Annotated in this window: 17 protein-coding genes and 2 pseudogenes; 13 read left to right on the top strand and 6 right to left on the bottom strand. The window is 59.4% G+C overall.

All coding sequences use genetic code 11. From position 1 onward, the window contains the following. Nucleotides 1–51 precede the first annotated feature (51 nt). From ACYZTK_RS03965 to treS, 4 genes are all read left to right on the top strand, one after another. A complete protein-coding gene (locus tag ACYZTK_RS03965; RefSeq protein WP_462013237.1) occupies nt 52–1,008 on the top strand; it encodes a Bug family tripartite tricarboxylate transporter substrate binding protein in 957 nt (318 codons plus the stop codon). A 1-nt stretch (nt 1,009) separates the two neighbouring features. Beyond that, nucleotides 1,010–1,504, top strand: a complete 495-nt coding sequence (locus tag ACYZTK_RS03960; RefSeq protein WP_462013236.1) for a tripartite tricarboxylate transporter TctB family protein — start codon at nt 1,010–1,012, stop codon at nt 1,502–1,504. An 18-nt stretch (nt 1,505–1,522) separates the two neighbouring features. Continuing rightward, nucleotides 1,523–3,031, top strand: coding sequence for a tripartite tricarboxylate transporter permease (locus ACYZTK_RS03955; protein WP_462013235.1), 1,509 nt, complete (start codon nt 1,523–1,525; stop codon nt 3,029–3,031). A 270-nt stretch (nt 3,032–3,301) separates the two neighbouring features. Next, complete coding sequence (treS, locus tag ACYZTK_RS03950) at nt 3,302–5,368, top strand: maltose alpha-D-glucosyltransferase (protein ID WP_462013234.1); 2,067 nt, start codon at nt 3,302–3,304, stop codon at nt 5,366–5,368. Between the two features lie 173 nt (nt 5,369–5,541). Here the strand turns inward: treS and ACYZTK_RS03945 are convergent, their stop codons facing one another. Beyond that, nucleotides 5,542–6,330: an AraC family transcriptional regulator gene (locus ACYZTK_RS03945; protein ID WP_462013233.1), complete on the bottom strand. Its 789-nt coding sequence runs from the start codon at nt 6,328–6,330 to the stop codon at nt 5,542–5,544. 86 nt (nt 6,331–6,416) lie between these two features. Here ACYZTK_RS03945 and ACYZTK_RS03940 point away from each other — a divergent pair, with 86 nt between their 5' ends. Both ACYZTK_RS03940 and ACYZTK_RS03935 read left to right on the top strand, forming a co-directional pair. Continuing rightward, entirely contained in the window at nt 6,417–7,415 is a 999-nt protein-coding gene (locus tag ACYZTK_RS03940) for a bile acid:sodium symporter family protein (protein ID WP_462013232.1), read from the top strand. Nucleotides 7,416–7,957: 542 nt separating this feature from the next. Beyond that, entirely contained in the window at nt 7,958–9,058 is a 1,101-nt protein-coding gene (locus tag ACYZTK_RS03935) for a polyamine ABC transporter substrate-binding protein (RefSeq protein WP_462013231.1), read from the top strand. 39 nt (nt 9,059–9,097) lie between these two features. On the opposite strand, the gene ACYZTK_RS03930 is transcribed toward ACYZTK_RS03935, so the two are convergent. After that, nucleotides 9,098–11,269 carry an ATP-binding protein gene (locus ACYZTK_RS03930; protein WP_462013230.1) on the bottom strand — a complete coding sequence of 724 codons (2,172 nt, stop codon included), beginning with the start codon at nt 11,267–11,269 and terminating at the stop codon, nt 9,098–9,100. A gap of 134 nt (nt 11,270–11,403) precedes the next feature. Then, nucleotides 11,404–12,032: pseudogene (locus ACYZTK_RS03925) on the bottom strand (LysR substrate-binding domain-containing protein); the annotation flags it as partial. A gap of 91 nt (nt 12,033–12,123) precedes the next feature. Here ACYZTK_RS03925 and ACYZTK_RS03920 point away from each other — a divergent pair. The 4 genes and pseudogenes from ACYZTK_RS03920 (at nt 12,124) to ACYZTK_RS03905 (ending at nt 16,605) form a co-directional block, all read left to right on the top strand. Further along, nucleotides 12,124–12,420 (top strand): annotated as a pseudogene (locus tag ACYZTK_RS03920) (addiction module antidote protein). A gap of 786 nt (nt 12,421–13,206) precedes the next feature. Further along, nucleotides 13,207–13,767 (top strand): DUF3304 domain-containing protein, encoded by a 561-nt coding sequence (locus ACYZTK_RS03915; protein ID WP_462013229.1) that lies wholly within the window; start codon nt 13,207–13,209, stop codon nt 13,765–13,767. Next, nucleotides 13,755–16,055 carry a T6SS phospholipase effector Tle1-like catalytic domain-containing protein gene (locus ACYZTK_RS03910; RefSeq protein WP_462013228.1) on the top strand — a complete coding sequence of 767 codons (2,301 nt, stop codon included), beginning with the start codon at nt 13,755–13,757 and terminating at the stop codon, nt 16,053–16,055. Before ACYZTK_RS03915 ends, ACYZTK_RS03910 begins: the two co-directional genes overlap by 13 nt. Before the next feature lie 67 nt (nt 16,056–16,122). Beyond that, nucleotides 16,123–16,605: a DUF3304 domain-containing protein gene (locus ACYZTK_RS03905; RefSeq protein ID WP_462014850.1), complete on the top strand. Its 483-nt coding sequence runs from the start codon at nt 16,123–16,125 to the stop codon at nt 16,603–16,605. A gap of 577 nt (nt 16,606–17,182) precedes the next feature. On the opposite strand, the gene ACYZTK_RS03900 is transcribed toward ACYZTK_RS03905, so the two are convergent. Further along, on the bottom strand, nt 17,183–17,416 hold the full coding sequence (locus ACYZTK_RS03900) for a hypothetical protein (RefSeq protein WP_462013227.1): 234 nt from the start codon (nt 17,414–17,416) through the stop codon (nt 17,183–17,185). Between the two features lie 190 nt (nt 17,417–17,606). On the opposite strand from ACYZTK_RS03900, the gene ACYZTK_RS03895 reads away from it, so the two are divergent. Next, nucleotides 17,607–17,948 carry a hypothetical protein gene (locus tag ACYZTK_RS03895; protein ID WP_462013226.1) on the top strand — a complete coding sequence of 114 codons (342 nt, stop codon included), beginning with the start codon at nt 17,607–17,609 and terminating at the stop codon, nt 17,946–17,948. Nucleotides 17,949–18,031: 83 nt separating this feature from the next. Here the strand turns inward: ACYZTK_RS03895 and uraH are convergent, their stop codons facing one another. Continuing rightward, nucleotides 18,032–18,442 (bottom strand): hydroxyisourate hydrolase, encoded by a 411-nt coding sequence (gene uraH, locus ACYZTK_RS03890; RefSeq protein WP_462013225.1) that lies wholly within the window; start codon nt 18,440–18,442, stop codon nt 18,032–18,034. A 10-nt stretch (nt 18,443–18,452) separates the two neighbouring features. Then, nucleotides 18,453–18,956, bottom strand: a complete 504-nt coding sequence (locus tag ACYZTK_RS03885) for a GlcG/HbpS family heme-binding protein (RefSeq protein ID WP_462013224.1) — start codon at nt 18,954–18,956, stop codon at nt 18,453–18,455. A 148-nt stretch (nt 18,957–19,104) separates the two neighbouring features. Here ACYZTK_RS03885 and ACYZTK_RS03880 point away from each other — a divergent pair, with 148 nt between their 5' ends. After that, a complete protein-coding gene (locus ACYZTK_RS03880) occupies nt 19,105–19,776 on the top strand; it encodes a heavy metal response regulator transcription factor (RefSeq protein WP_462013223.1) in 672 nt (223 codons plus the stop codon). Continuing rightward, nucleotides 19,773–21,143 carry a heavy metal sensor histidine kinase gene (locus ACYZTK_RS03875; RefSeq protein ID WP_462014849.1) on the top strand — a complete coding sequence of 457 codons (1,371 nt, stop codon included), beginning with the start codon at nt 19,773–19,775 and terminating at the stop codon, nt 21,141–21,143. The genes ACYZTK_RS03880 and ACYZTK_RS03875 overlap by 4 nt, the downstream gene beginning before the upstream one ends. Nucleotides 21,144–21,166 lie beyond the last annotated feature (23 nt).

The raw sequence follows: 21,166 nt of genomic DNA, 5'->3' as shown, positions 1-21,166 counted from the left end.
ACGCTGTGTGGAATCGCAGGCTATAAAAACAACACCTCGGGAGATTCCTCCATGTTTGCTCCGTTCAGCCGCTGTCTCGCCGTCGCCCTGACCACCGCTGTGCTCGCCACCCCAGCCTTCGCCCTCGACACCGTCAAGTTCATGGCCCCGGGCTCTGTCGGTGGCGGCTACGACCAGACCGCGCGGATTTTGGGTAAGGCCATGGTCGAAGCCGGAACCGCCAAGTCGGTCACTTTCGAGAACAAGGGCGGCGCGGGCGGGACGTTGGGCTTGGCGCAGTTTGCCAACAGCACCAAGGGCGACCCCAATGCGTTGCTGGTGGTCGGCGCGATCATGGTCGCCGGCATCGAACAGAACAAGGCGCAGATCAGCCTCAAGGATGTGACGCCCATTGCGCGCTTGTTCACCGAGTACAACGTGCTCGCCGTGCGCAAGGAATCGCCCTATAAAAACCTGGATGACCTGATCAAGGAGTTCAAGGCCAAACCCACCAGCATCACCTTCGGCGGCGGCTCCAAGGGTTCGATCGATCACATCGGTATCGCCGAACTGGCGAGCAAGCTGGATATCCCGGTGAACAAGGTCAACTACGTCGCCTTCGCCGGTGGCGGTGAAGTGGTGGCGCAAGCTCTGGGCGGCCAAATCAAAGTCATCACCGGCGGCTACGCCGAGCTCGGCCAGTACATTAAGAACGGCCAGTTCCGGGTGCTTGCCATCGGTGCGCCGACCCGGGTCGAAGGCATTGATGCACCGACCCTCAAGGAGAGCGGCTATGACGTGACCATCGGCAACTGGCGTGGCGTATACGGTGGCGCCAACCTCACGCCCGAGCAGCGCAAGGAAGTGACCGAAGCCGTAGTCGCTGCGACCAAGAGCAAGGTCTGGCAGGACAACGTGCAACTCAACGCCTGGTCGCCGAGCATTTTGACCGGCGAAGAATTTGGCAAATTCGTTGAAGAAGAACACGTTCGTTTGCGCGCGATGCTGGTCAAGGTCGGGCTGCTTTGAGATGGCGGCCGCTCGCGCAATTGTTCCCGCACAACTGGCGATCGGCATTGGCCTGATCGTCCTCAGCGTAGTGTTGGCGTATGGCGCCTGGCAGTTTCCGCCCGAGATGGGTTTTGTGATTCTGCCGGCCTCGGTCTATCCCTACGCGTTGGCGGCATTTGTCGGTGGTGTGGGCCTGCTGCTGACTTTTCAGGCATGCACCGGTGGCTTTCGCGATCTCGCCGATCACGAAGAGGAGTCGGCCAAGGCGTTGCCCGGCGGCAAGGCCGGTGTCGCCTGGGTCACAGCGGGCCTGGTGGCCGTGGCGCTGCTGATCAATGTCATCGGTTTTGTCCTGTCCGCCGCCTTGCTGTTCGCCTGTGCGGCCCGGGGCTTCGGCAGCCGCCGTCCACTGCGCGACCTCGCCATCGGCATGGCCCTGACCTTGCCCATCTACTGGCTGTTCAACGCCGGGCTCGGGGTTTCCCTGCCGCCGCTGGTCAATGCCTGGATCTGAACACTGGAGATCAGCACCGTGGACATTCTCGCAAGCCTGGCAATGGGTTTTTCCGCGGCACTGACGCCGATCAATCTGATGTGGGGCTTTATCGGCTGCCTGCTCGGCACCGCCATCGGCGTGCTGCCGGGAATCGGGCCGGCGCTGACCGTCGCTTTGCTGCTGCCGATCACCGCCAAGGTCGATCCGACCGGCGCGCTGATCATGTTCGCCGGGATCTATTACGGCGCGCAATTCGGCGGCTCGACCACCTCCATTCTGCTGAATACCCCCGGTGAGTCGTCGTCCATGGTCACGGCCCTGGAAGGCAACCTCATGGCCAGGAACGGGCGCGCCGGACCGGCACTGGCCACCGCAGCGATCGGCTCGTTTGTCGCCGGGACCATCGCGACCATCCTGCTGACGCTGTTCGCCCCGGTGGTCGCCAGGCTGGCGCTGAACTTCGGGCCGGCGGAGTACTTCGCCATCCTGGTGTTGTCTTTCACCACCGTCTCGGCGGTGCTCGGCGCTTCAATGCTGCGCGGCTTTGCGTCGTTGGGGCTGGGCCTGGCGATCGGCTTGATCGGCCTGGACTCGACTTCCGGCATCGCCCGCTACACCCTCGGCGTCCCGGAGCTGGTGGATGGCATCGAAGTGGTGCTGGTGGCGGTCGGGTTGTTCGCGGTGGGGGAGGCGTTGTACAGCCTGCTGTATCAGAAAGAAGAAACCTCGGGCCGCCATCGCCTGACGTCGTTATGGATGACCCGCGCGGACTGGAAACGCTCGGTGCCGGCGTGGTTGCGCGGAACGCTGATCGGCTTTCCCTTCGGCTCGATTCCGGCAGGCGGCGCGGAAATCCCGACCTTCCTGTCCTATTCCACCGAACGCAAACTCAGCAAATTCCCCAAGGAGTTTTCCGCCAACAAAGGCGAGGGCGCCATTGAGGGCGTCGCCGGTCCTGAAGCGGCGAACAACGCCAGCGCCACCGGTTCGCTGGTGCCGCTGTTGACCCTGGGCATTCCAACCTCGGCCACGGCCGCGATCCTGCTGGCGGCGTTCCAGAACTACAACCTGCAACCGGGGCCGATGCTGTTTGAGACCTCCGCCGACCTGGTGTGGACGTTGGTGGCCTCGCTGTACATCGGCAACGTGATTCTGCTGGTGCTGAACCTGCCGCTGGTGGGCCTGTGGGTCAAGCTGCTGCAGATCCCCAGGCCTTACCTCAACGCTGGCATCCTGGTGTTCGCCACCATCGGCGTGTACGGCATGCGCCATTCCTCGTTCGATCTGCTGCTGATGCTCGGGATCGGCTGGGGTGGGGTGCTGATGCGCCGGTTCGACTTTCCGGTGGCGCCGGTAATCGTCGGCATGCTGCTGGGACCCATGGCGGAAAAACAGCTGCGCAACGCCTTGTCGATCAGTGAGGGCGACTGGATGATCTTCGTCACGCAACCGATATCGGCTGCGTTCCTGGGGTTGACGCTGCTGGTGCTGGTGGTCCCGCCGCTGCTGCATGCCCGGGGCATCAAGCTGCATGAGGACGACTGAGACGGGCTAGTGTGTTCGTAACCCAGGGTATGACTTTGCGTGGTGAAGCCCAAGCCGGTGCTCAGGCTGTTGAAGTCGCCGCTGAACGGGTAGTCGCTCCATACCCGCAGCATGTGCGCGATGATGGCCACTGCAATCACTCGAAAAGGGCGTCACTCGCCACCGACGATGCAACGAATGCCACCTCAGGGCCTCATATGAAAACGAGCGGCGTCATTGGCGTGCAATGGCCGACTGCGATTTCGATTCCCGAACACAGGTGATTGTTTTATGACTGCAGTGGAAAAGAACCATGTGTCCTGGCTGGTAGAGCAATCGATGCTGCATGCTGCAAGGCAGCGCGCCAAGCTCTATTCGGGGCAGGGTCGATTGTGGCAGCAGCCCTTCGCCCATACCCGGCCCCGGGATGCTTCGGCGCTGTCGTCGGTGTGGTTCACGGCGTACCCGGCGTCCATCGTCACCCGCGAGGACGGTACCGTGCTGGAGGCCCTGGGCGATGAAACCCTGTGGCACGCGCTGTCGAAAATCGGCATCCAGGGCATACACAACGGTCCGCTGAAAATGTCCGGCGGTCTACGCGGCACCGAACAGACGCCGACCATCGACGGCAATTTTGACCGCATCAGCTTCGAGATCGATCCACAACTGGGTACCGAGGCGCAGTTGCAGGCGCTGACCCGCATGGCCGCCGCGCATAACGCGGTGATCATCGACGACGTGATTCCCTCGCACACCGGCAAGGGCGCCGATTTTCGCCTGGCCGAGATGGCATACGAAGACTATCCAGGTCTCTACCACATGGTCGAGATTCGCGAAGAAGACTGGCCGCTGTTGCCGGAGATCGAGGAAGGCCGCGACGCGCACAACCTCAGCCCGCAACAGGTCGACGTCCTGCGGGACAAGCATTACATCGTTGGCCAATTGCAGCGGGTGATCTTCTTCGAACCCGGGGTCAAGGAGACTGACTGGAGTGCGACTCCGGTCGTGATCGGTGTCGATGGCAAACCTCGGCGCTGGGTCTACCTGCATTACTTCAAGGAAGGGCAGCCGTCGTTGAACTGGCTGGACCCGACCTTCGCCGCTCAGCAGATGATCATCGGCGATGCTCTGCACGCGATTGACGTAATGGGCGCGAAGATCCTGCGCCTGGACGCCAACGGCTTTCTCGGGGTAGAGCGCAAGCTGGACGGAACCGCCTGGTCGGAGAGCCATCCGCTGTCGATCACCGGCAATCAGTTGCTGGCCGGGGCGATTCGCAAGGCCGGCGGCTTCAGCTTCCAGGAGCTGAACCTGACCGTCGACGACATCGCCGCCATGTCCCACGGCGGTGCTGACCTGTCCTATGACTTCATCACCCGCCCGGCTTACCAACATGCCTTGCTGATGGGCGATACCGAATTCCTGCGCCTGATGCTGCGGCAGATGCACACCCTGGGCATCGACCCCGGTTCGCTGATCCATGCCTTGCAGAACCATGATGAACTGACCCTGGAACTGGTGCATTTCTGGACGCTGCATGCCCATGACACCTACCTGTACCAGGGCCAGACCTTTCCCGGCAGTATTCTGCGCGAGCACATCCGCGAGCAGATGTACGAGCGCCTTGCCGGGGAGCACGCACCCTATAACCTGAAGTTCGTCACCAATGGCGTGTCGTGCACGACGGCGAGCATCATTACGGCGGCGTTGGGGATTCGCGATCTCGACGCGATCACCGCAGCGGATATCGCGCAGATTCGTCAGGTGCATTTGCTGCTGGTGATGTACAACGCAATGCAGCCGGGAGTGTTTGCCTTGTCCGGCTGGGACCTGGTCGGCGCCTTGCCGCTGCCGGCGGAGCAGGTCGAGCACTTGATGCAAGATGGCGATACGCGCTGGATTCATCGCGGTGCCTATGACCTGGTCGATCTCAATCCTGATGCGCCGTTGTCGGCGGGCCAGATGCCGCGGCCGAAGACCTTGTATGGCAGCTTGCCGACTCAGCTCAAGGATCCGGATTCCTTTGCATCGCAGCTGCAGAAAATCCTCGCCGCGCGGCGTGCGTACGACATTGCAGCCAGCCGCCAGATTCTGGTGCCCGATGTAGAGCATCCAGGGCTATTGGTGATGGTGCATGAATTGCCGGCCGGCAAGGGCACACAAATCACCGCGCTCAATTTCGGCTCGACGCCGATTACCGAAACGCTGCACCTGCCCAACATCGCGCCGGGGCCGGTGGTCGATATCATCAACGAGCGAGTGGAAGGCGACCTGACAGCCGAGGGCGATTTCACCATCACCCTGGATGCCTATGAAGGCCTGGCACTGCGCGTAGTCAGCACTTCGCCGATGATCTGATCCACCCTGTAGGAGTGAGCCTGCTCGCGATGACGGTGGGCCTGTCAGCAATGATGGCAACTGACCCGACGCCATCGTCGGAACGCCGCCCGGAGCAGGCTCACTCCTACATTGGGTTGTGGTGATATTCAGGATCTGTGGTGAATTCATAATATTTGTTCGACCTCATTCACCTACCGAAAAAACTCACCCGGCGTTTCGCCAAACTGCTGCCGAAACGCCGCGATAAAGGCCGAGGTCGACTCGTAGCCGCACGCCAGCGCTACATCAGTCACACGTTCACCCTGTTCCAGCGGCGTCAGCGCCCCCAACAGGCGCAGGCGTTGGCGCCAGGCGCGGAAGGTCAGGCCGGTATCGCGCAGGAACAGGCGGCTCAGGGTTTTCTCGGTCACGCCGAACTTCTGGCTCCAGTGGGTCAGGGTGGTCGGTTGTTCGGGGTGAGCCTGCAGGCTCTGGTAGATCTGCCGCAAGCGCGCGTCCTGGGGCAAGGGCAGCATCAGGTCGATCGGCGGCGCCTCGGCGAGTTGGTCGAGCAACACCTGGGTCAGCCGTCCATGTGCACCCTCCAGCTCATACTCCACGGGGATTTTACTGAATGCCCTGATCAACTCCCGTAACAGGTCACTGACCCCCAGCACATGACAACGCTGCGGCGCCCAGGCCGTTACGCTGCAGTCGAGATACAGGCTGCGCATTTCCGTGCGTGGCGAGCTGAACACCCGGTGCGGCATGCCCGCCGGTATCCACACGGCACGCTCGGGCGGCGCCACGAACCGTCCTGCGCCGGTCTGGACTTCAAGCACTCCCTGAATCGCGTACGACAATTGCGCCCAAGGGTGGCTATGGCGTCGGGTCAACGCGCGATTGGGCAGTGATTCGGTGCGACCGTAAACAGGTCTTGGCAGGCTTGGAAGCCCGGGCACACTGCGCCTTACACTTTTCTCATGTCCTTTAGGCGGCATCAGCTGGCTCATCGGCGTTAGTCGGTAATCTGCAGGCACGTTAGAGTCGATCCCACGTACTTGGCAACCCCCCGGATGATGATCTGATGACTCGCCCTCGTTTCCTGCCCGACAACTTCACCCTGACCTTGATCGGCGTGGTGATTATCGCCAGCGTGCTGCCTGCCAGCGGCCAGGTCGCGGTCGGTTTCGGCTGGCTGACCAACATCGCCATCGCGCTGCTGTTCTTCCTGCACGGTGCCAAGCTTTCCCGCGAGTCGATTATCGCCGGCGCCGGCCACTGGCGCCTGCATCTGCTGGTGTTCGGCCTGACCTTCGTGCTGTTCCCGTTGCTGGGCCTGGCGCTCAAGCCCGTGTTGTCGCCATTGATCGGCGACGATCTGTACCTGGGCATGCTCTACCTCTGCGCGTTGCCCGCGACGGTGCAGTCGGCGATTGCCTTCACTTCACTGGCGCGCGGCAATATCCCGGCGGCGATTTGCAGTGCGGCGGCCTCCAGCCTGTTCGGGATCTTCCTTACGCCCTTGCTGGTGACCCTGTTGCTGAACGTGCATGGCGAAGGCGCGTCAACGCTCGATGCAATCCTCAAGATCAGCGTGCAACTGCTGCTGCCATTCATTGCCGGGCAGATCGCCCGGCGCTGGATCGGTGCATGGGTGGGGCGCAACAAGAGCTGGCTGAAGTTCGTCGACCAGGGCTCGATCCTGCTGGTGGTCTACGGTGCTTTCAGCGAGGCGGTAAATGAAGGCATCTGGCAGCAGATTCCACTGTGGGAGCTGGCTGGCCTGGTGGTGGCCTGCTGCGTACTCCTGACGCTGGTGCTGGTGGCCGCGACGGTGCTGGGCAAGGCGTTTGGCTTCAACCAGGAAGACCGGATTACCATCCTGTTCTGCGGCTCGAAGAAGAGCCTGGCGACCGGTGTCCCTATGGCTCAGGTACTGTTCGCCGGTAGCACCATCGGCGTGCTGATTTTGCCGCTGATGCTCTTCCACCAGATCCAGCTGATGGTCTGCGCGGTGCTGGCGCAACGTTATGCCAATCGTGCGGAGTCGGTCGCCGAGTTGATGGGGCAGGTGGATCCCTGATTGACTTTTTTTAACTTCCCCGGCGTCTATGGCCAGAACAAATCAATCTAACCCTGCAGTTTGTTTTTCGCTGGTCTTTGCTATCCTAAAACGTGTAGGCGAAGACGCAGACTGATGCGCAAGCGGATAGCGAGGAAACGCGGGGCAGCGTTCCGAAGGGTACACGGTTAGAAAGATCTCCGCGCTGAGATCCAGCCCTGATGCCGTGTGAAGCACAAGCGCACAAAACGTTTGTGTGGGAGTCCTGATAAACCTGGTAAGCCGGAGACCAGCACTGGCCGCCTACTCGAAATTTGAAGCCCGCCTTGAGCGGGCTTTTTCGTGAGCCGGATCCGCCCAATTGCGGACAGGTATTTTGGCCGTTTTGATCCCCTTTTGGCCAACCCCCCACTGTGAACCGACCTCACTGTCAGCAAGAATCAGAGCAAGTCGCAGGTTCGTCGAGACGACAACTACTATTCTGTTCCTTGGCTAGTTTCCAGCCCGCTGCCGTGTACAGAACATAAAAATCCGTCGTACTAACGTCACACTTGGGGAAATCAATGGATACGATGAAACGCATTCTGGGCGCGAGCCTGTGCGGACTGACGCTGCTGGCCGGCGCGGTGCACGCTGAACAGCGCGAATTGAGGGTCTACAACTGGGCCGATTACATCCTGCCGTCGGTACCCAAGGACTTCGCCAAGGACACCGGCATCAAGGTCACCTGGGATACCTTCGACACCAACGAATCCCTGGAAGCGAAACTGCTGACCGGCAACTCTGGCTATGACCTGGTAGTGCCGTCGAACCAATTCCTCGAGACCCAGATCAAGGCCGGCGTATTCCAGAAACTCGACAAGTCCAAGTTGCCGAACTGGAGCCATCAGGACCCCGAATTGCTCAAGCTGCTGAGCAAGAATGACCCCGGCAACCTGTATGGTGTGCCCTATATGGTCGGCACCGTGCTGATCGGCTTCAACCCGGCCAAGGTCAAGGCGGCACTCGGCGAGAATGCGCCGGTGGACAGCTGGGACCTGGTGTTCAAGCCCGAGAACATGGAAAAACTCAAGGCCTGTGGCGTCGCCATGCTTGACTCGCCAACCGAAATCCTGCCGCTGGCCTTGCACTACCTGGGACTGGACCCCAACAGCCAGAATCCCGATGACTACGAAAAAGCCAAGGCGATGATGATGAAGATCCGCCCGTACGTTACCTACTTCAACTCTGCCAAATACATGACCGACATCGCTAACGGTGATATCTGCGTGGCCATTGGTTACTCCGGCAGCTTCTATCAGTTTGGCAATCGCGCCAAGGAAGCGGGCAACGGTGTAGTCGTCGATTACCGCCTGCCGAAGGAAGGCGCGCCGATCTGGTTCGACACCTTCGCCATTCCAAAAAGTGCGAAGAACGTCGAGGAGGCCCATCAATTTCTTAACACCTTGCTGGACCCGAAAGTTATCGCGCCGATCAGCGACTTCCTGGGTTATCCCAACGCCAACAAGGATTCGCTAGCGCTGATCAACAAGGACATCACCGGCAACCCGAACCTGACGCCGACCAGCGAAGCCCTCAAGTCCCTTTATGTAGTGCAACCGTTGCCGCAGAAGCTTGAGCGAGTGCGCACCCGGGTGTGGACGAGTATCAAGTCCGATAAGTAGTATCGATTCCTTACCGTCGCAGTGCGCGGCGGTGAGGCGTCAAGTGCTGCCTTGGCTCGTATTGATCAATGACCGCACCCGCTGCCCAAGATCATTCAGCCCAAAGGGTTTGGCCAGCACCTGGGTTGACCCATCCACCGCCACCAGCCTGGATCCCCCGGCGAAACCGGTAATGAACAGCACATTGAGTGATGGATATTTCGCCCTGACTTCGGCCGCCAGGTTGATCCCGTTCATCACTCCGGGCAGGCCGATATCGGTCAACAGCAGGTCCAGGTGATCGAGCTTTTCCGCCTGCTTCAGCGCTGACACGCTATCCACCGCTTCAATGACCCGATAACCCATTTCCGTGAGAAATTCCGAGACCATTTGCCGAATGGCTTTCTCGTCGTCCACCAGAAGGATCACCTCGTTGTGCACGGCGGTCTGGATCGGTTGCGGGCGAGTGGCTGTTTGCGAACCTTGGCCAGCCACTGAGTGATCCACCGGAAAATACATCGTGACCGAAGTACCCACGCCGAGGCTGCTGTGGACCTTGATCTGCCCTCCGGATTGCTGAGTGAAGCCATAGATCATCGACAGACCCAGCCCCGTGCCTTCACCTATTTTCTTGGTGGTGAAGAAGGGGTCGAAGATACGCGAGAGAATCTCCGGGCTGATGCCGGTGCCGGAGTCTGTCACCGAAATGCTGACGTAGGCGCCTTGCGGCATGTTCTTGTCTAGCGACAATGCCTGGTCAATCGTGCAGCGATCAACCATCAGGCTCAGGGTACCGCCTTTGGGCATCGCATCCCGAGCATTGATGGCGAGGTTGAGCAGCGCATTTTCCAGCTGGTTGAGGTCACACCGGATGCGTTCGCTGGCTCTGTACGAAGACTCGACGACGATGCTGGGGCCGACAGAGCGCCGGATCATTTCCTCCAGGCCCGCGACCACGGTGCGCGGTTCGAGCAGCTCGGGTTCGAGTGATTGCTGCCTGGAAAACGCCAGCAGGCGTTGGGTCAGGGCCGCGGCCCGGGAGGCCGAAGTCATGGCAACGGAGTTGTAGCGGGTCAGCTGGCCGTACTGCCCGGCGTCGATGCGTCTTTGCATCAGTTCCAGGCTGCCGATGATACCCGCCAGCAGGTTGTTGAAGTCGTGGGCAATGCCCCCCGTCAGTTGGCCGACCGCTTCCATTTTCTGGCTCTGACGAAGCTTGGATTCGGTCATGGCCCGTTCATGTTGCTCGGCCTCCAGCTGCACGGTGCGCTGGGCAATTCGATCTTCCAGCAGATCATTCCAGTCGCGCAGCGCAGCTTCCAGTTGCACCCGGTCATCGACGTTTTCCAGGGTGCCGTACCACTGCTCGGTTCGGCCGGCACGGTCCAGGCGGCACAACGCCCGCACCCTGAACCACAGGCACTCGCCGCTGTGCTTGAGCAGCCGGACTTCCAGATCAAAGGGCTCCAGGGTGTGCAGCGAATGATCCCAACGCTGAGCCAAGGCGCTGCGATCATCGACGTGCGCGGCATTCACCCACTCTCGACCCAAGGTCCGCGCACTGCTCATTCCGGTGAACTCGTACCAGCGCTGATCAATGGAAATCAGCGCGCCGAGACTGTCGGCACTCCAGGGCCACAGAGGATTGAGCTCTGCGGCAATTCGATAGTGCTTTTCGCTCTCGCGCAGTTTTTCTTCGGTCGAACGCATCACCTGCAACGTATTGAAGCGCTTCAGGACCGCCCCAAGCAGATTGCTGTAAACCCGCAGGAAGTCGATATCGCTGTCGGTAAATTGGCGAGGGCAGCGACTATCAACCTCGAAAATCCCGAAGGGTCGTTGCTCGGTCGCACCGTGTACCAGCACGTTGACGAACGCCTTGACCCCATTCCTTATCTGAAAGTCGTGATAATTGAAGCGGGTTTCCGTGGCGATATCCACCGAAATCACCGGCAGAACCGTGTCCAGGGAATAACGTTCCGGGCTGCCTGCGCAGGCTTGCACCCGAACCTTGCCGACCACATCGGGCGTCCAGCCAATGCCGTTGCGCACCAGGAAGGTGAGACCGTCTTCCTCCAGCAGCATGAACTTGGCCAGGTTGGTTTGCAGCGCCTCACCCACCAGGCGACAGGCCTCGTTGAGGATGTGCTCCAGGTCATCTGACACCAACGCCAGCTCGCCAAATTCGGCAAGCACCTTGCGCTGGCGCAGTAGCGTCTCCTCGATATCCATGGGTTTACCCGATCTGGTTTTAATATCCGAGGGGTGCGGTTGCGGGTAGGTTCAACTGGTTTGATCGAATGCGTGTGATTCTGCGGTTATTAGCTGCTTACTCGCGGCTGGAGGCGTGAAAACGGTTCTTACCGTTACTCCAGCCAGATGGAGTGCAGCTGCACAAAGCGCCCCTGCAGCCACTCGATAAAAGCCTCCACTTGCGGCGCCATGTGTGTGCGGCTGGGGTACAGCACGCTGCCCCGGCGCGGAAGAGGGCGGTAGGGCTGCAGAATTTCCACCAGTGCGCCGCTGTCCAGATACTGGCCCACGGCAATCCCCGGTGCCTGAATGATTCCGAAGCCTGCGACGCCACATTGCACATAAGCGTTCGACTCGGTGACAGTGATACCTGCGTTGCTGATAAACACCTGATCCTGGCGGTTAACCAAGAAGTGCCAGAGCAGCGTCCGTTGTTCTGCCCCGAAAGAAAATTCACTCCGCGATGCGCGACCAGCTCATCGAGGTTTGCCGGTTCGCCATGTTCACGTAGATAGTTGAGGGCAGCGCAAGTCACCATGGTCGCCATGCCAATCGGCCGGGCGATCAGAGTGGAGTCCCGCAACTCGCCAATGCGTAGCGCGCAGTCAATGCCTTCGCCAACCAGATCGACAGTCCTGTCGGTGACCCCAAGCACCATGTTCACACCGGGGAACGCAGTGGTGAACTCCTTGAGGCTGGCCATGAATTCAACCTGGGCAAAGGCGATAGGGATATCGATACGCGTACTTACAGATCTAAACGATTTCTCCGGTCAAGCACTTATAGTTACGGGTCGAAGCAGCTAAAAAACTCGCAAACGATTGGAGGTCAGAATGAGTGACAAAATTTACGACTACGACCCAGCAGCGGCTATGGATGGCCCTGAAGCCATGGCAATTTTCATGGCCGATGCGTTTGAGACAGGCGACGCGGAGTACATCGCCAAAGCAATGGGCGTCGTCGCCCGAGCAAAAGGGATGACCGAACTGGCCCGTGAAACTGATCTCTCCCGTGAGCAGCTTTAACGTTCATACAGCGACAAAGGGAACCCTGCGCTCAAAACCATGCTGGTCGTAATGCGAGCCCTGGGCATCGATATGACAGCACGACAACACGTATCTGCGCAGTAACCCGTTTTGACCCCGGCCGCGATCGTCCTTAGGCCAAGGGACGCATCCGCCTCGACGTCACGGCATCCAATATTGATGTCGACTGACAAGGCGCATCGCGAGCAGGCTCACTCCCACAGGGAGCGCGGTTAACTGGTGCCGCGTTGCAACTGTTCCCACCAACATCCACTTGCTCGGGCACTACCACACTTGCCCGCTATGTAAGCCTGCTCAGGATGCGTCCCGAGACTTGCAAGTGAACACAGATCAAAACTGTGGGAGCTGGCTTGCCTGCGAAAGCGGTCGCGCAGACGCCTCAACGTTCCGAGATGTACCCCGAATAAAACTGTAGGAGCAAGCTTGCTCGCGATGACGGACTGACATCCAAAATTGATGTCGAATGACACGCATTGCGAGCAGGCACCAGTTCATGCAAACCGTCACAACGTGAAGGAAATTTCCGAAGGCGGCGTCTCAAAATTTGCCCTTTTGTAGGACAAATCTCGCGAACCAACCCTCTGCGCCATCAAAAAAGGCGCTGGGGAATGTGCGGTATATCCCAAGAGAAAGATGTAAGAAATGGATGCATTGCGAGTAGGAAATTTCGGTTCGAGCAAATACCGAAACTTCCTACGCATCCATCAGAAGCGTCCTATTCCCACCTGGGTGTGCCTTAGCGAAAGCTTCTAAACCCTAGGACCAGGGTGGAAGCACAGCCCTTCCTGACCGTCCCGATCCAGACCAGGAAGGCCTGACCATGTCTCAGTTTTTGCCCATCGATCACTGTCTCGACAGACCCCTCACAACATGAGTGCCTTTGAGCCAGGAAGACTGGGCAGGAGGCGCAAGCTCCAATCTTCGATCCACAATTATCCCTCCATACTGCTCTTCCAACTGGCCGTGCTTCTTTTTGCTCCGGATGCGCAGGCCAGCACTATCGAGGCCATAAACCACACCCACTGGGCCATTAACCATTTCAAGGTCGATGGCCGCTCAGGCCTGGACATCATCGGTCCCTACCAGGGTGGCGGGGGAGGTTGCTGCTACATCGCGCCTTCGCGCTGGCAGCCTGGGATGACTGTGCGGGTTGATTGGGAAACCGGTGAGGGTAGTTCGAAAGGCTTCCCAGGTTTTGCAGATGAAATCAAATACGACGCTTGGCTCGACAAACTGGAAGCTCAAAAACGTCAGCACAGCCAAGTCGTTCCAGTCCCCGACTACACCGGCCAAAAAATCTGCGGCATCACCGTGCACTTCCTGCCCTGTGACGAAATTCAGGTCAGCACCTCGTGCTACGCCTATGGCAGCCCCGAATACCCGATCAAAACCCCTCTGCAATTGCCGGAGCCTCAGTCATGTCCGAAGTAAAACACGCCGCTGTATGCTACCCGCCACAGTTCCCTACCCAGGGCCGCTTGCCCAGCCGTCCCGCTCAGGTTTACCAAAACCATCGGCTCCAGCGCAGCCAGGAAAGTGATTATCACGATTCCTTGAGTGTGGCCGCCGGACGCCGGGTAATGGCGCCCTGCTGCAAGACTGTGCACATCAGCCTGTTTTTCGACGGCACCGGTAATAACCTCAATAACGATCTCTATCTGTCAGATCCCAAGCATCCGACCAATATCGCCCGTTTATTCCGCGCGAGCATTGGCGCCGGCCATGTAGGCGGCACCGCCCACGCCAGCAGTAGCGCCAGAGGTCTGACCGATGAAGCGGGCACCGGCAACGGTCAATTTTTCAAGTACTACATGCCGGGTGTGGGCACGCCCTTTACCGAAGTTGGCGATCTGGATTACAGCACCAGTGGCCTGGCCCTGGCCACCTATGGCGAAGAGCGTATCAACTGGGCGTTGATGATGATCATCGACGCCTTGCGTCGCACGTTGGGGCAGCCTCGGCTGGACAACGCGAGCTTGCGCGCCGCAGTGAAGGCCATGGGCACACTGCCGGGGCTGGAGTGGCCGACCGGGTTCGCCAACCGGAGTCGCGAAGTTAACAAGCAATTGGCTGCCTTGGCCAAACCGCTGCGTGTTGCCCTGACCCAGCCGCAGCCCGGTCAGATGAAGCTGCTGGGTTTGAAATTGTACGTATATGGATTTTCCCGGGGGGCTGCGGCAGCCAGAGCCTTTATCAGCTGGCTGAATCAGTTGCTTTCAGGCTCGACGCCGAGCCTCACGCTGCTCGACTTGAAACTACCCATTAGCGTGGAGTATCTGGGGCTGTTGGATACTGTGGCGTCGGTGGGCATCGCTGACATCATCCCGGGGGCGCAGGGCCATATGAGCTGGGCCGATGGTAATCAGCAATTGCCTGGCGGGAGCCTGGTCAAGCGCTGCCTGCATCTCGTGGCCAGTCATGAGCAGCGGTTGTGTTTTCCGTTGGAATCCATTCGCGGGGAGGGGGGCGGTTATCCCGGGAACAGTGTTGAGGTGATCTATCCGGGGGTGCATTCAGATATAGGTGGGGGGTATCCGCCTGGGGATCAGGGGAAGGCTATTGGTCGGGATGATCGATTGCTATTGTCGCAAATTACGTTAAATGATCTGTACGCCGATGCTTTTGCTTATGGCGCTCCGCTTAAAGTTCCTGAGGAGGCCCTGCCGATAGATTCGAGTCGGGATTCGTGGCGAGCCATGGCTCCTGAGCTTGTTGGACAGTTCGCTACTAGGGGGGATTTAATTGACCGCTTCAATGCTTGGCGCCAGGTTACTGCGGGCCTTCATCCGGCACTTCGTCCTTTATCTATTGAGCAATCAGAACATTACCTTCCAGTACCCGCTCAAGACTGCATAGAAGATGCGCTCCGGGCACAAATGGACTGGATCACCGCCTGGCGTATCGATCGCTATGCATTTGCCAGTCTCTTGCAACAAGACTTTTATCTTCAAGCCACCGATACCCAAGCAGACAAGCTAGTACGCAAAAACGCAGAACACACTCGCGACATGGCGCAGATGAGCGTCGAGGCGAATCGTAAAGCGCAACTCGCTGTTGAATATATTAAGAAAGAAACAAAAAAACCGCTGGAACCCGGAGTGAAAGACTTCGATGCAGACATGACCCAAACCCAGCTGCGCGAAGCAGCTGAGGAATTTGCGTCAGTCTATCGTGGTTCCGGATGGCTCGATTCCATCGCGTTGCGCGTGGCACTGCTGGCGCTATTTCCACAGCATCCGCATCAGGTCAGTGATATGGCGCGAGCTGAGCGTCTGCGCATGAAAGCGGCGGGACGAGCCAAGGTCAGCCTGTTGTTCCCGCCGCCCAGCGACTGGGGCAACCATAAAGACGAAGAGACCCGAGGGCTTGTGGACGAAAGCCTGAACGCCAACAAGCCCGAGGGTTTGTTGCGCGCTCTGTTCGACGATCAGGTCCACGACTCGCGGGCCTGGTTTCTGTACTCAATGGGACGTGAAATAGGGGGCCACTATTTCAGCGAACGCATGGTGTTCTTTGGTAACGCCGGGCGACGGGACTTGGCGTTGTATGGAGAGGATGGCGCAGCCATACTGGCCGGTCGTCCTGCCGTTGATCCAGCCCTGTCAACGCAGTCGGTAACTATGGACGCCGAGCGTCTGGCTCAAGCACAGAAGGCTATCGATGAGATTTGGGAGGCTTATTACGCCAAGCATCTGGGGGTGAATGATGCGCAGGTTTAAGTCTGCTGAGCGCTGCACATCACAGGCAATGAATGCCGCGCGCTCGTCGCGTTTACTCCTCGGCGTCATGCTCGGTTTAGTTGCGACATTTCAAGTGCACGGCGTGCAGGCCAGCACTATCGAGGCCATTAACCACACGCACTGGGCCATCAACCATTTCAGTGTTGACGGTCACTCAGGCCTTGATGCTATTGGTCCATACCAGGGAGGAGGGGGTGGTTGTTGTTACGTTGCTCCATCGCGTTGGAACCCCGGGACGACGGTACTGGTTGACTGGGAGACAGGAGCTGGCAGTACGATAGGTTATCCAGGCATCGGTGATTGGCCCAAATACTTGGCTTGGGCAAAAGAAATCGATGCTCAAAAACGCCGTCATAGCCGATTGGTGTCAGTACCTGACTACACCGGCCAAAAAGTCTGCGGCATCACAGTCCATTTCCTTCCTTGTGACGAAATTGAGCTCAGCACTTCCTGCTACGCCTACGGCAGCCCCGAGTACCCGATCAAGACACCGCTGCAATTGCCGGAGCCTCAATCATGTCCTAAGTGATCGATTCCTCTGTTTGGTATCTGCCGCTATTCACAAATCAATTCTGCTTGTGCAGAGGCTTGAGCGGATATATTTGGACATCCGTGACGTGTATTCAGTAAACATGCGTAATCGTTTAGCTCCATTCGCGAGCAAGCCCTCTCCCACAGGGGACAGCGTCAGCTGCAAGGGTATGCACGATCAAACCAAGCGCAGCGCGCCGGCTTGTTGCCTTGGTCGGCCCGGAGGCCGCCACGGCGAGGCTTTGGATGGCAGGCGCCCCGTTAACCACGATGGCCGAACGCAGGCATTGCGTAGCGGGTAAACCGGCAAGGATGCCGGTTTAGCCGCGCTGGCCCATGGATGGGCCATCGCGGCGGCCCGCGGAGCAATGCCGGAGTGAGGGCACACCGAGCCCTAGCGAGGTGCCGAGTGGTGGGGCAAGAGCGCTTTGGTTACTTTCACGCTTTTTGAAAGTGACTCGCCGTAAGGGCGAAACCGATAGAAGCCGTTACCGTAGCAATGGATATGTACGAGGCCAAAAAGCCATCGCGAGCAAGCTTTGCTCCCACAGGGCAAGAGCACGGGCGGCGATTTATCACAAGGTCTCTGCCAACCGCCGATCCAGCTCCTCCAAATCAGCCATGCCCAGTACCCGCGTAGTATTCAGCCCACGCAAATAGCCGCGCAGCTGATTTACAGTGTCCCGCGCCAGCTCCGGGTCCGGCGCGGGTTCGCTGAGCAGCACACTCTCATACTGCACCAGATACTCAGCCACCCGCTCCCGGTACTCGGGCAAAACCGCGTCACGGATAAAGTCAAAAGTTCTCAAAAAGAGATCCTCATCAATCTTGTTAGATGGCACGCCTGCCTGTACGGCGGGCAACTATCGCTAGAAGTAATAGTGACCATCACCAAAGGCAAGTTCTACTTTGCGAACAATACCCGGAAAATGACACCCATCGAACACGGCGAGGCAGTTCAGCTGCCGAATGAACCAAATTTTTTTCAGGATGAGATCGATGCGCGCTGTTTTTGTACTAGCCATGGCGTCTGGCTCGCTGTTGCTGGCTGGTTGCGCCTCCGCGCCGAACAACCCGACGCTGATCTTGCAGACCAGCAAGACCCCGGCGCAATACACCGATTGCGTCGTGCCAAAATTGCAGGGCAGTTCGATGCACCCGAGCGTTTCGCAGACCCAGCGCAGCTACCGGATCGTGGTGCCGAGCAAGATCGCCGCAGACAACGTGCTGGAAGCCTACAAGGCGGGGAACGGCGGCAAGGTGTTCGTTTACGAGCGCCACTTGCTGGCCTCGAACCTGCTGCCTTCCAGTTTTGAACGAGCAGCACAGGACTGCATCTAACCCTACAGAGCTCCTTTGGTTGGCCGCAACCAACCAATTTTTTGACCCCGCACCTCATTCGGTTGCGGGGTTTTTTTTGCGCTTCAGTTACCCCGGTAGGTCGAAAAACCGTACGGGCTGAGCAGCAATGGAATGTGATAGTGCGGAACCGTGCCGTCCACCTCGAAAATCACCGGCACTTCCGGGAAGAAGCTGGAGATCTTGTGCGCCTTGAACCACTCACCGGTCTTGAAGGTGACACGGTAAGTGCCTTTCTGCAGCTCCTGACCCTCAGGGTAGAGCCCGGTAACACGCCCCTGCTCGTTGGTCGCGGCGCTGTTGAGCATGTCCCAGTTCTTGCCGTCCTGTTTTTCCAGGGTGACATTGACCCCAGGAGAGGGCAGGCCATCCTGCAAGTTGAGTACGTGCACGCTCAGCGGATTGGCTGCCGCTGCTGCCAAAGTCGACAGAGCGCTCAATACAACGCCAGCAAAGAGGGATTTCATTACGGTCATGGTGATTTCCTTAGTTTTTAACGGCAGGTAAGACTTTGTTGATGGCAGCCAGCGCACAGCCTTCATCGAAGGCGGCGCCACCGGCACCTGCCACCCCGATGGCGCCGATCACCTGCCCCTCGAACTGCAACGGCACGCCTCCACCCAGCAGCAACAACTCACCGAGGGTGTTGAGGTTTTCCGCATCGGGCGTAGCGCGGGCGCGCTCGGCCAGGACTCGCGTCGAGGTCTTGGTCGACAGCGCGGTGTAGGCCTTGCGTTGCGCGGCCAGCGTGTTGTGCGGGCCGACGTTGTCGTCGCGCTGCACGGCGACCAGGTTGCCGCCACGGTCGACGACTGCGGCAACGGCGGTGCGGCCATCAGCGTGACAGGCGCTCATCGTGGCGTTGAGCAAGTCATTGGCCAGCGCCAAAGTAACGTCCATGCGCTGCGCCACGGGATTCTGCGCGGCATGGGCAAATAAAGGGCTGATGGCGAGGGTAATCAGCAATGAAGTTGATAGACCGGTACGCATGCTTTTTCCTTGGTTGGGAGGCTGGTTGAGTCAGTGGCCGCCATGATGCCCAACACGTCCGCTCAGAATGATTGCCCGATGATTACCAAGATGTAATGTGAGAAACCGGCGAAGCGGGCTAGCCTATGCGCTAGTCCCGGAGGAAAAAATGCGCATCCTGGTGGTTGAAGACGAAGCGAAGACGGCGGATTACCTGCGTAAGGCCCTGACTGAGTCGGGCTACGTGGTCGAGATTGCCCTTAATGGGCTGGACGGCCAGCACCTGGCCCAGGAGAGCGAGTTCGACCTGATTATTCTCGACGTGATGCTGCCGGGCCTGGACGGCTGGCAATTGCTGCAGATCATCCGGCGCAAAGTGCAGACCCCGGTGCTGTTCCTGACCGCCCGGGATTCGGTGGACGATCGGGTCAAGGGCCTGGAACTGGGCGCCGATGATTACCTGGTCAAACCCTTTTCCTACGCCGAGTTGCTGGCCCGCGTACGCACGTTGCTGCGCCGGGGCCCGCCGCGTGAAGTCGAGCATTTCCTGGCGGGCGACCTCAGCCTGGATCTGCTGCGGCGCAAGGTCACGCGCAACGGCGAGCGCCTGACCCTGACCAACAAGGAATTCGCCTTGCTGCATCTGCTGCTCAGTCGTGAAGGGGAGGTGCTGTCGCGCTCGCTGATTGCCTCGCAGATCTGGCAGATGAACTTCGACAGCGACACCAACGTGGTCGACGTGGCGATTCGTCGACTGCGGGCCAAGGTCGACGATCCTTACCCGCTCAAATTGATCCACACCGTGCGCGGTATTGGCTACATGCTCGAGGTGCAATCCTGAAACTGTTCCCGCGCGCCCTGAGCCTGCGCCTGGCGCTGATGTTCGCGCTGGTCAGCGCACTGTTGCTGGGCTCAATCGGTTTTTATCTGTATCAGTCCCTGGAGCGCGAGATCGCCTGGCGCGATGACCAGGCCCTGCTCGGTCGGCTGGAGCGCATGCAGGCGCTGATCAACGACAGCGACAGCATCGAGCAATTGCGCAGTCGGCCCAAGCTCTACGAAAACATGCTGGGCAACCGCGACAACCTGCTGTGGATCGTCGACGACCGCGGCCAGGTGCTGATCGAAATCAACCCCGTGCACATGAGTCTGCCGCGGCTCCCGGCCACACTCCAGGCGCAAGTCGCTGACGCCGATGCTTCCGAGACAGTGCGCCTGGCTTGGAAGGATGTGACCCAGGGTGATCGCCGCCTGACCCTGATCGCGGGCAAGTTGCTGGGTGAACGTGAGCAGATGCTGGCGGCTTATCGATTGAAGCTGTGGCTGGCCATGTCGATCGGTGCGCTGCTGGCGTTCGTGCTGGGCGGATGGGTCAGTCAGCGCGGCCTGCGCCCGGTGCGCCTGCTGGCCAAGCGCGCTGCCGGCATCGATGTGCAACATCTGCACCTGCGGCTGGATGAGTTCAGTGAGTTGAGTGAGCTGCGGGCGCTGAGTCATGCGCTCAATCAGATGCTCGCGCGCCTGGAGGACGGATTCGCCCAGCTTTCGCGTTTCTCCGAAGACCTCGCCCACGAGATGCGCACCCCGCTCAGCAACCTGATGGGGCATACCCAGCAAACCCTGCGCCACAGTCGCTCGATCGAGGACTATCAGAACCTGCTGGTGTCCAACCAGGAAGAATACGAGCGCCTGGCGCGGATGATCGACAGCATGCTGTTTCTCGCTCGTACCGAGCAGTCCGATGCCTCGGTAAAGTCCGCGCCCATCGACCTGCACGAACTGATCGAGCAACTGTGTGAGTATTTTGAAGGAGTGGCCCAGGAGTGTGATGTACAGCTGATCAACCAGGCCCATGGCCAGTTGCTGGCCGACCCAGGCCTGGTTCGGCGGGCGCTGGCCAACCTGCTGGCCAATGCGCTGCGTTACGGCGCGCCGGCCAGCGCCGTGACGATCAGCAGCGCAGTGCTGCAAGATCGCCTCGAGGTCACGGTGCACAACCAGGGCCTGCCGATTGCAGCCGAACATCTGCCGCGACTGTTCGAGCGCTTCTATCGGTGCGACCCGTCGCGCAATCAGCCCGACGATTCCGGTGGGCTGGGGTTGGCCATCGTGCGTTCTATCATGCAAGTGCACGGTGGCTGGGTGAGTGTTGAAAGCGACGAAACCGGTACGCGGTTTTGCCTGGGGTTCCCCCTCGCAGTGGCCTGAGAGAAGACCCAGGCCGCACAGAG

It is taken from the genome of Pseudomonas sp. LB3P31 (genome assembly GCF_054897945.1).
This window is presented reverse-complemented; position numbering and strand designations above follow the sequence as displayed.

Bases quoted from the DNA above. Each gene is read 5' to 3' on its own strand.
- ACYZTK_RS03965 (WP_462013237.1), top strand. From the start codon at position 52: ATGTTTGCTCCGTTCAGCCGCTGTCTCGCCGTCGCCCTGACCACCGCT.
- ACYZTK_RS03960 (WP_462013236.1), top strand. From the start codon at position 1,010: ATGGCGGCCGCTCGCGCAATTGTTCCCGCACAACTGGCGATCGGCATT.
- treS (WP_462013234.1), top strand. From the start codon at position 3,302: ATGACTGCAGTGGAAAAGAACCATGTGTCCTGGCTGGTAGAGCAATCG.
- ACYZTK_RS03945 (WP_462013233.1), bottom strand. From the start codon at position 6,330: ATGCCGCCTAAAGGACATGAGAAAAGTGTAAGGCGCAGTGTGCCCGGG.
- ACYZTK_RS03940 (WP_462013232.1), top strand. From the start codon at position 6,417: ATGACTCGCCCTCGTTTCCTGCCCGACAACTTCACCCTGACCTTGATC.
- ACYZTK_RS03935 (WP_462013231.1), top strand. From the start codon at position 7,958: ATGGATACGATGAAACGCATTCTGGGCGCGAGCCTGTGCGGACTGACG.
- ACYZTK_RS03930 (WP_462013230.1), bottom strand. From the start codon at position 11,269: ATGGATATCGAGGAGACGCTACTGCGCCAGCGCAAGGTGCTTGCCGAA.
- ACYZTK_RS03915 (WP_462013229.1), top strand. From the start codon at position 13,207: ATGAGTGCCTTTGAGCCAGGAAGACTGGGCAGGAGGCGCAAGCTCCAA.
- ACYZTK_RS03910 (WP_462013228.1), top strand. From the start codon at position 13,755: ATGTCCGAAGTAAAACACGCCGCTGTATGCTACCCGCCACAGTTCCCT.
- ACYZTK_RS03905 (WP_462014850.1), top strand. From the start codon at position 16,123: ATGCTCGGTTTAGTTGCGACATTTCAAGTGCACGGCGTGCAGGCCAGC.
- ACYZTK_RS03895 (WP_462013226.1), top strand. From the start codon at position 17,607: ATGCGCGCTGTTTTTGTACTAGCCATGGCGTCTGGCTCGCTGTTGCTG.
- uraH (WP_462013225.1), bottom strand. From the start codon at position 18,442: ATGACCGTAATGAAATCCCTCTTTGCTGGCGTTGTATTGAGCGCTCTG.
- ACYZTK_RS03885 (WP_462013224.1), bottom strand. From the start codon at position 18,956: ATGCGTACCGGTCTATCAACTTCATTGCTGATTACCCTCGCCATCAGC.
- ACYZTK_RS03880 (WP_462013223.1), top strand. From the start codon at position 19,105: ATGCGCATCCTGGTGGTTGAAGACGAAGCGAAGACGGCGGATTACCTG.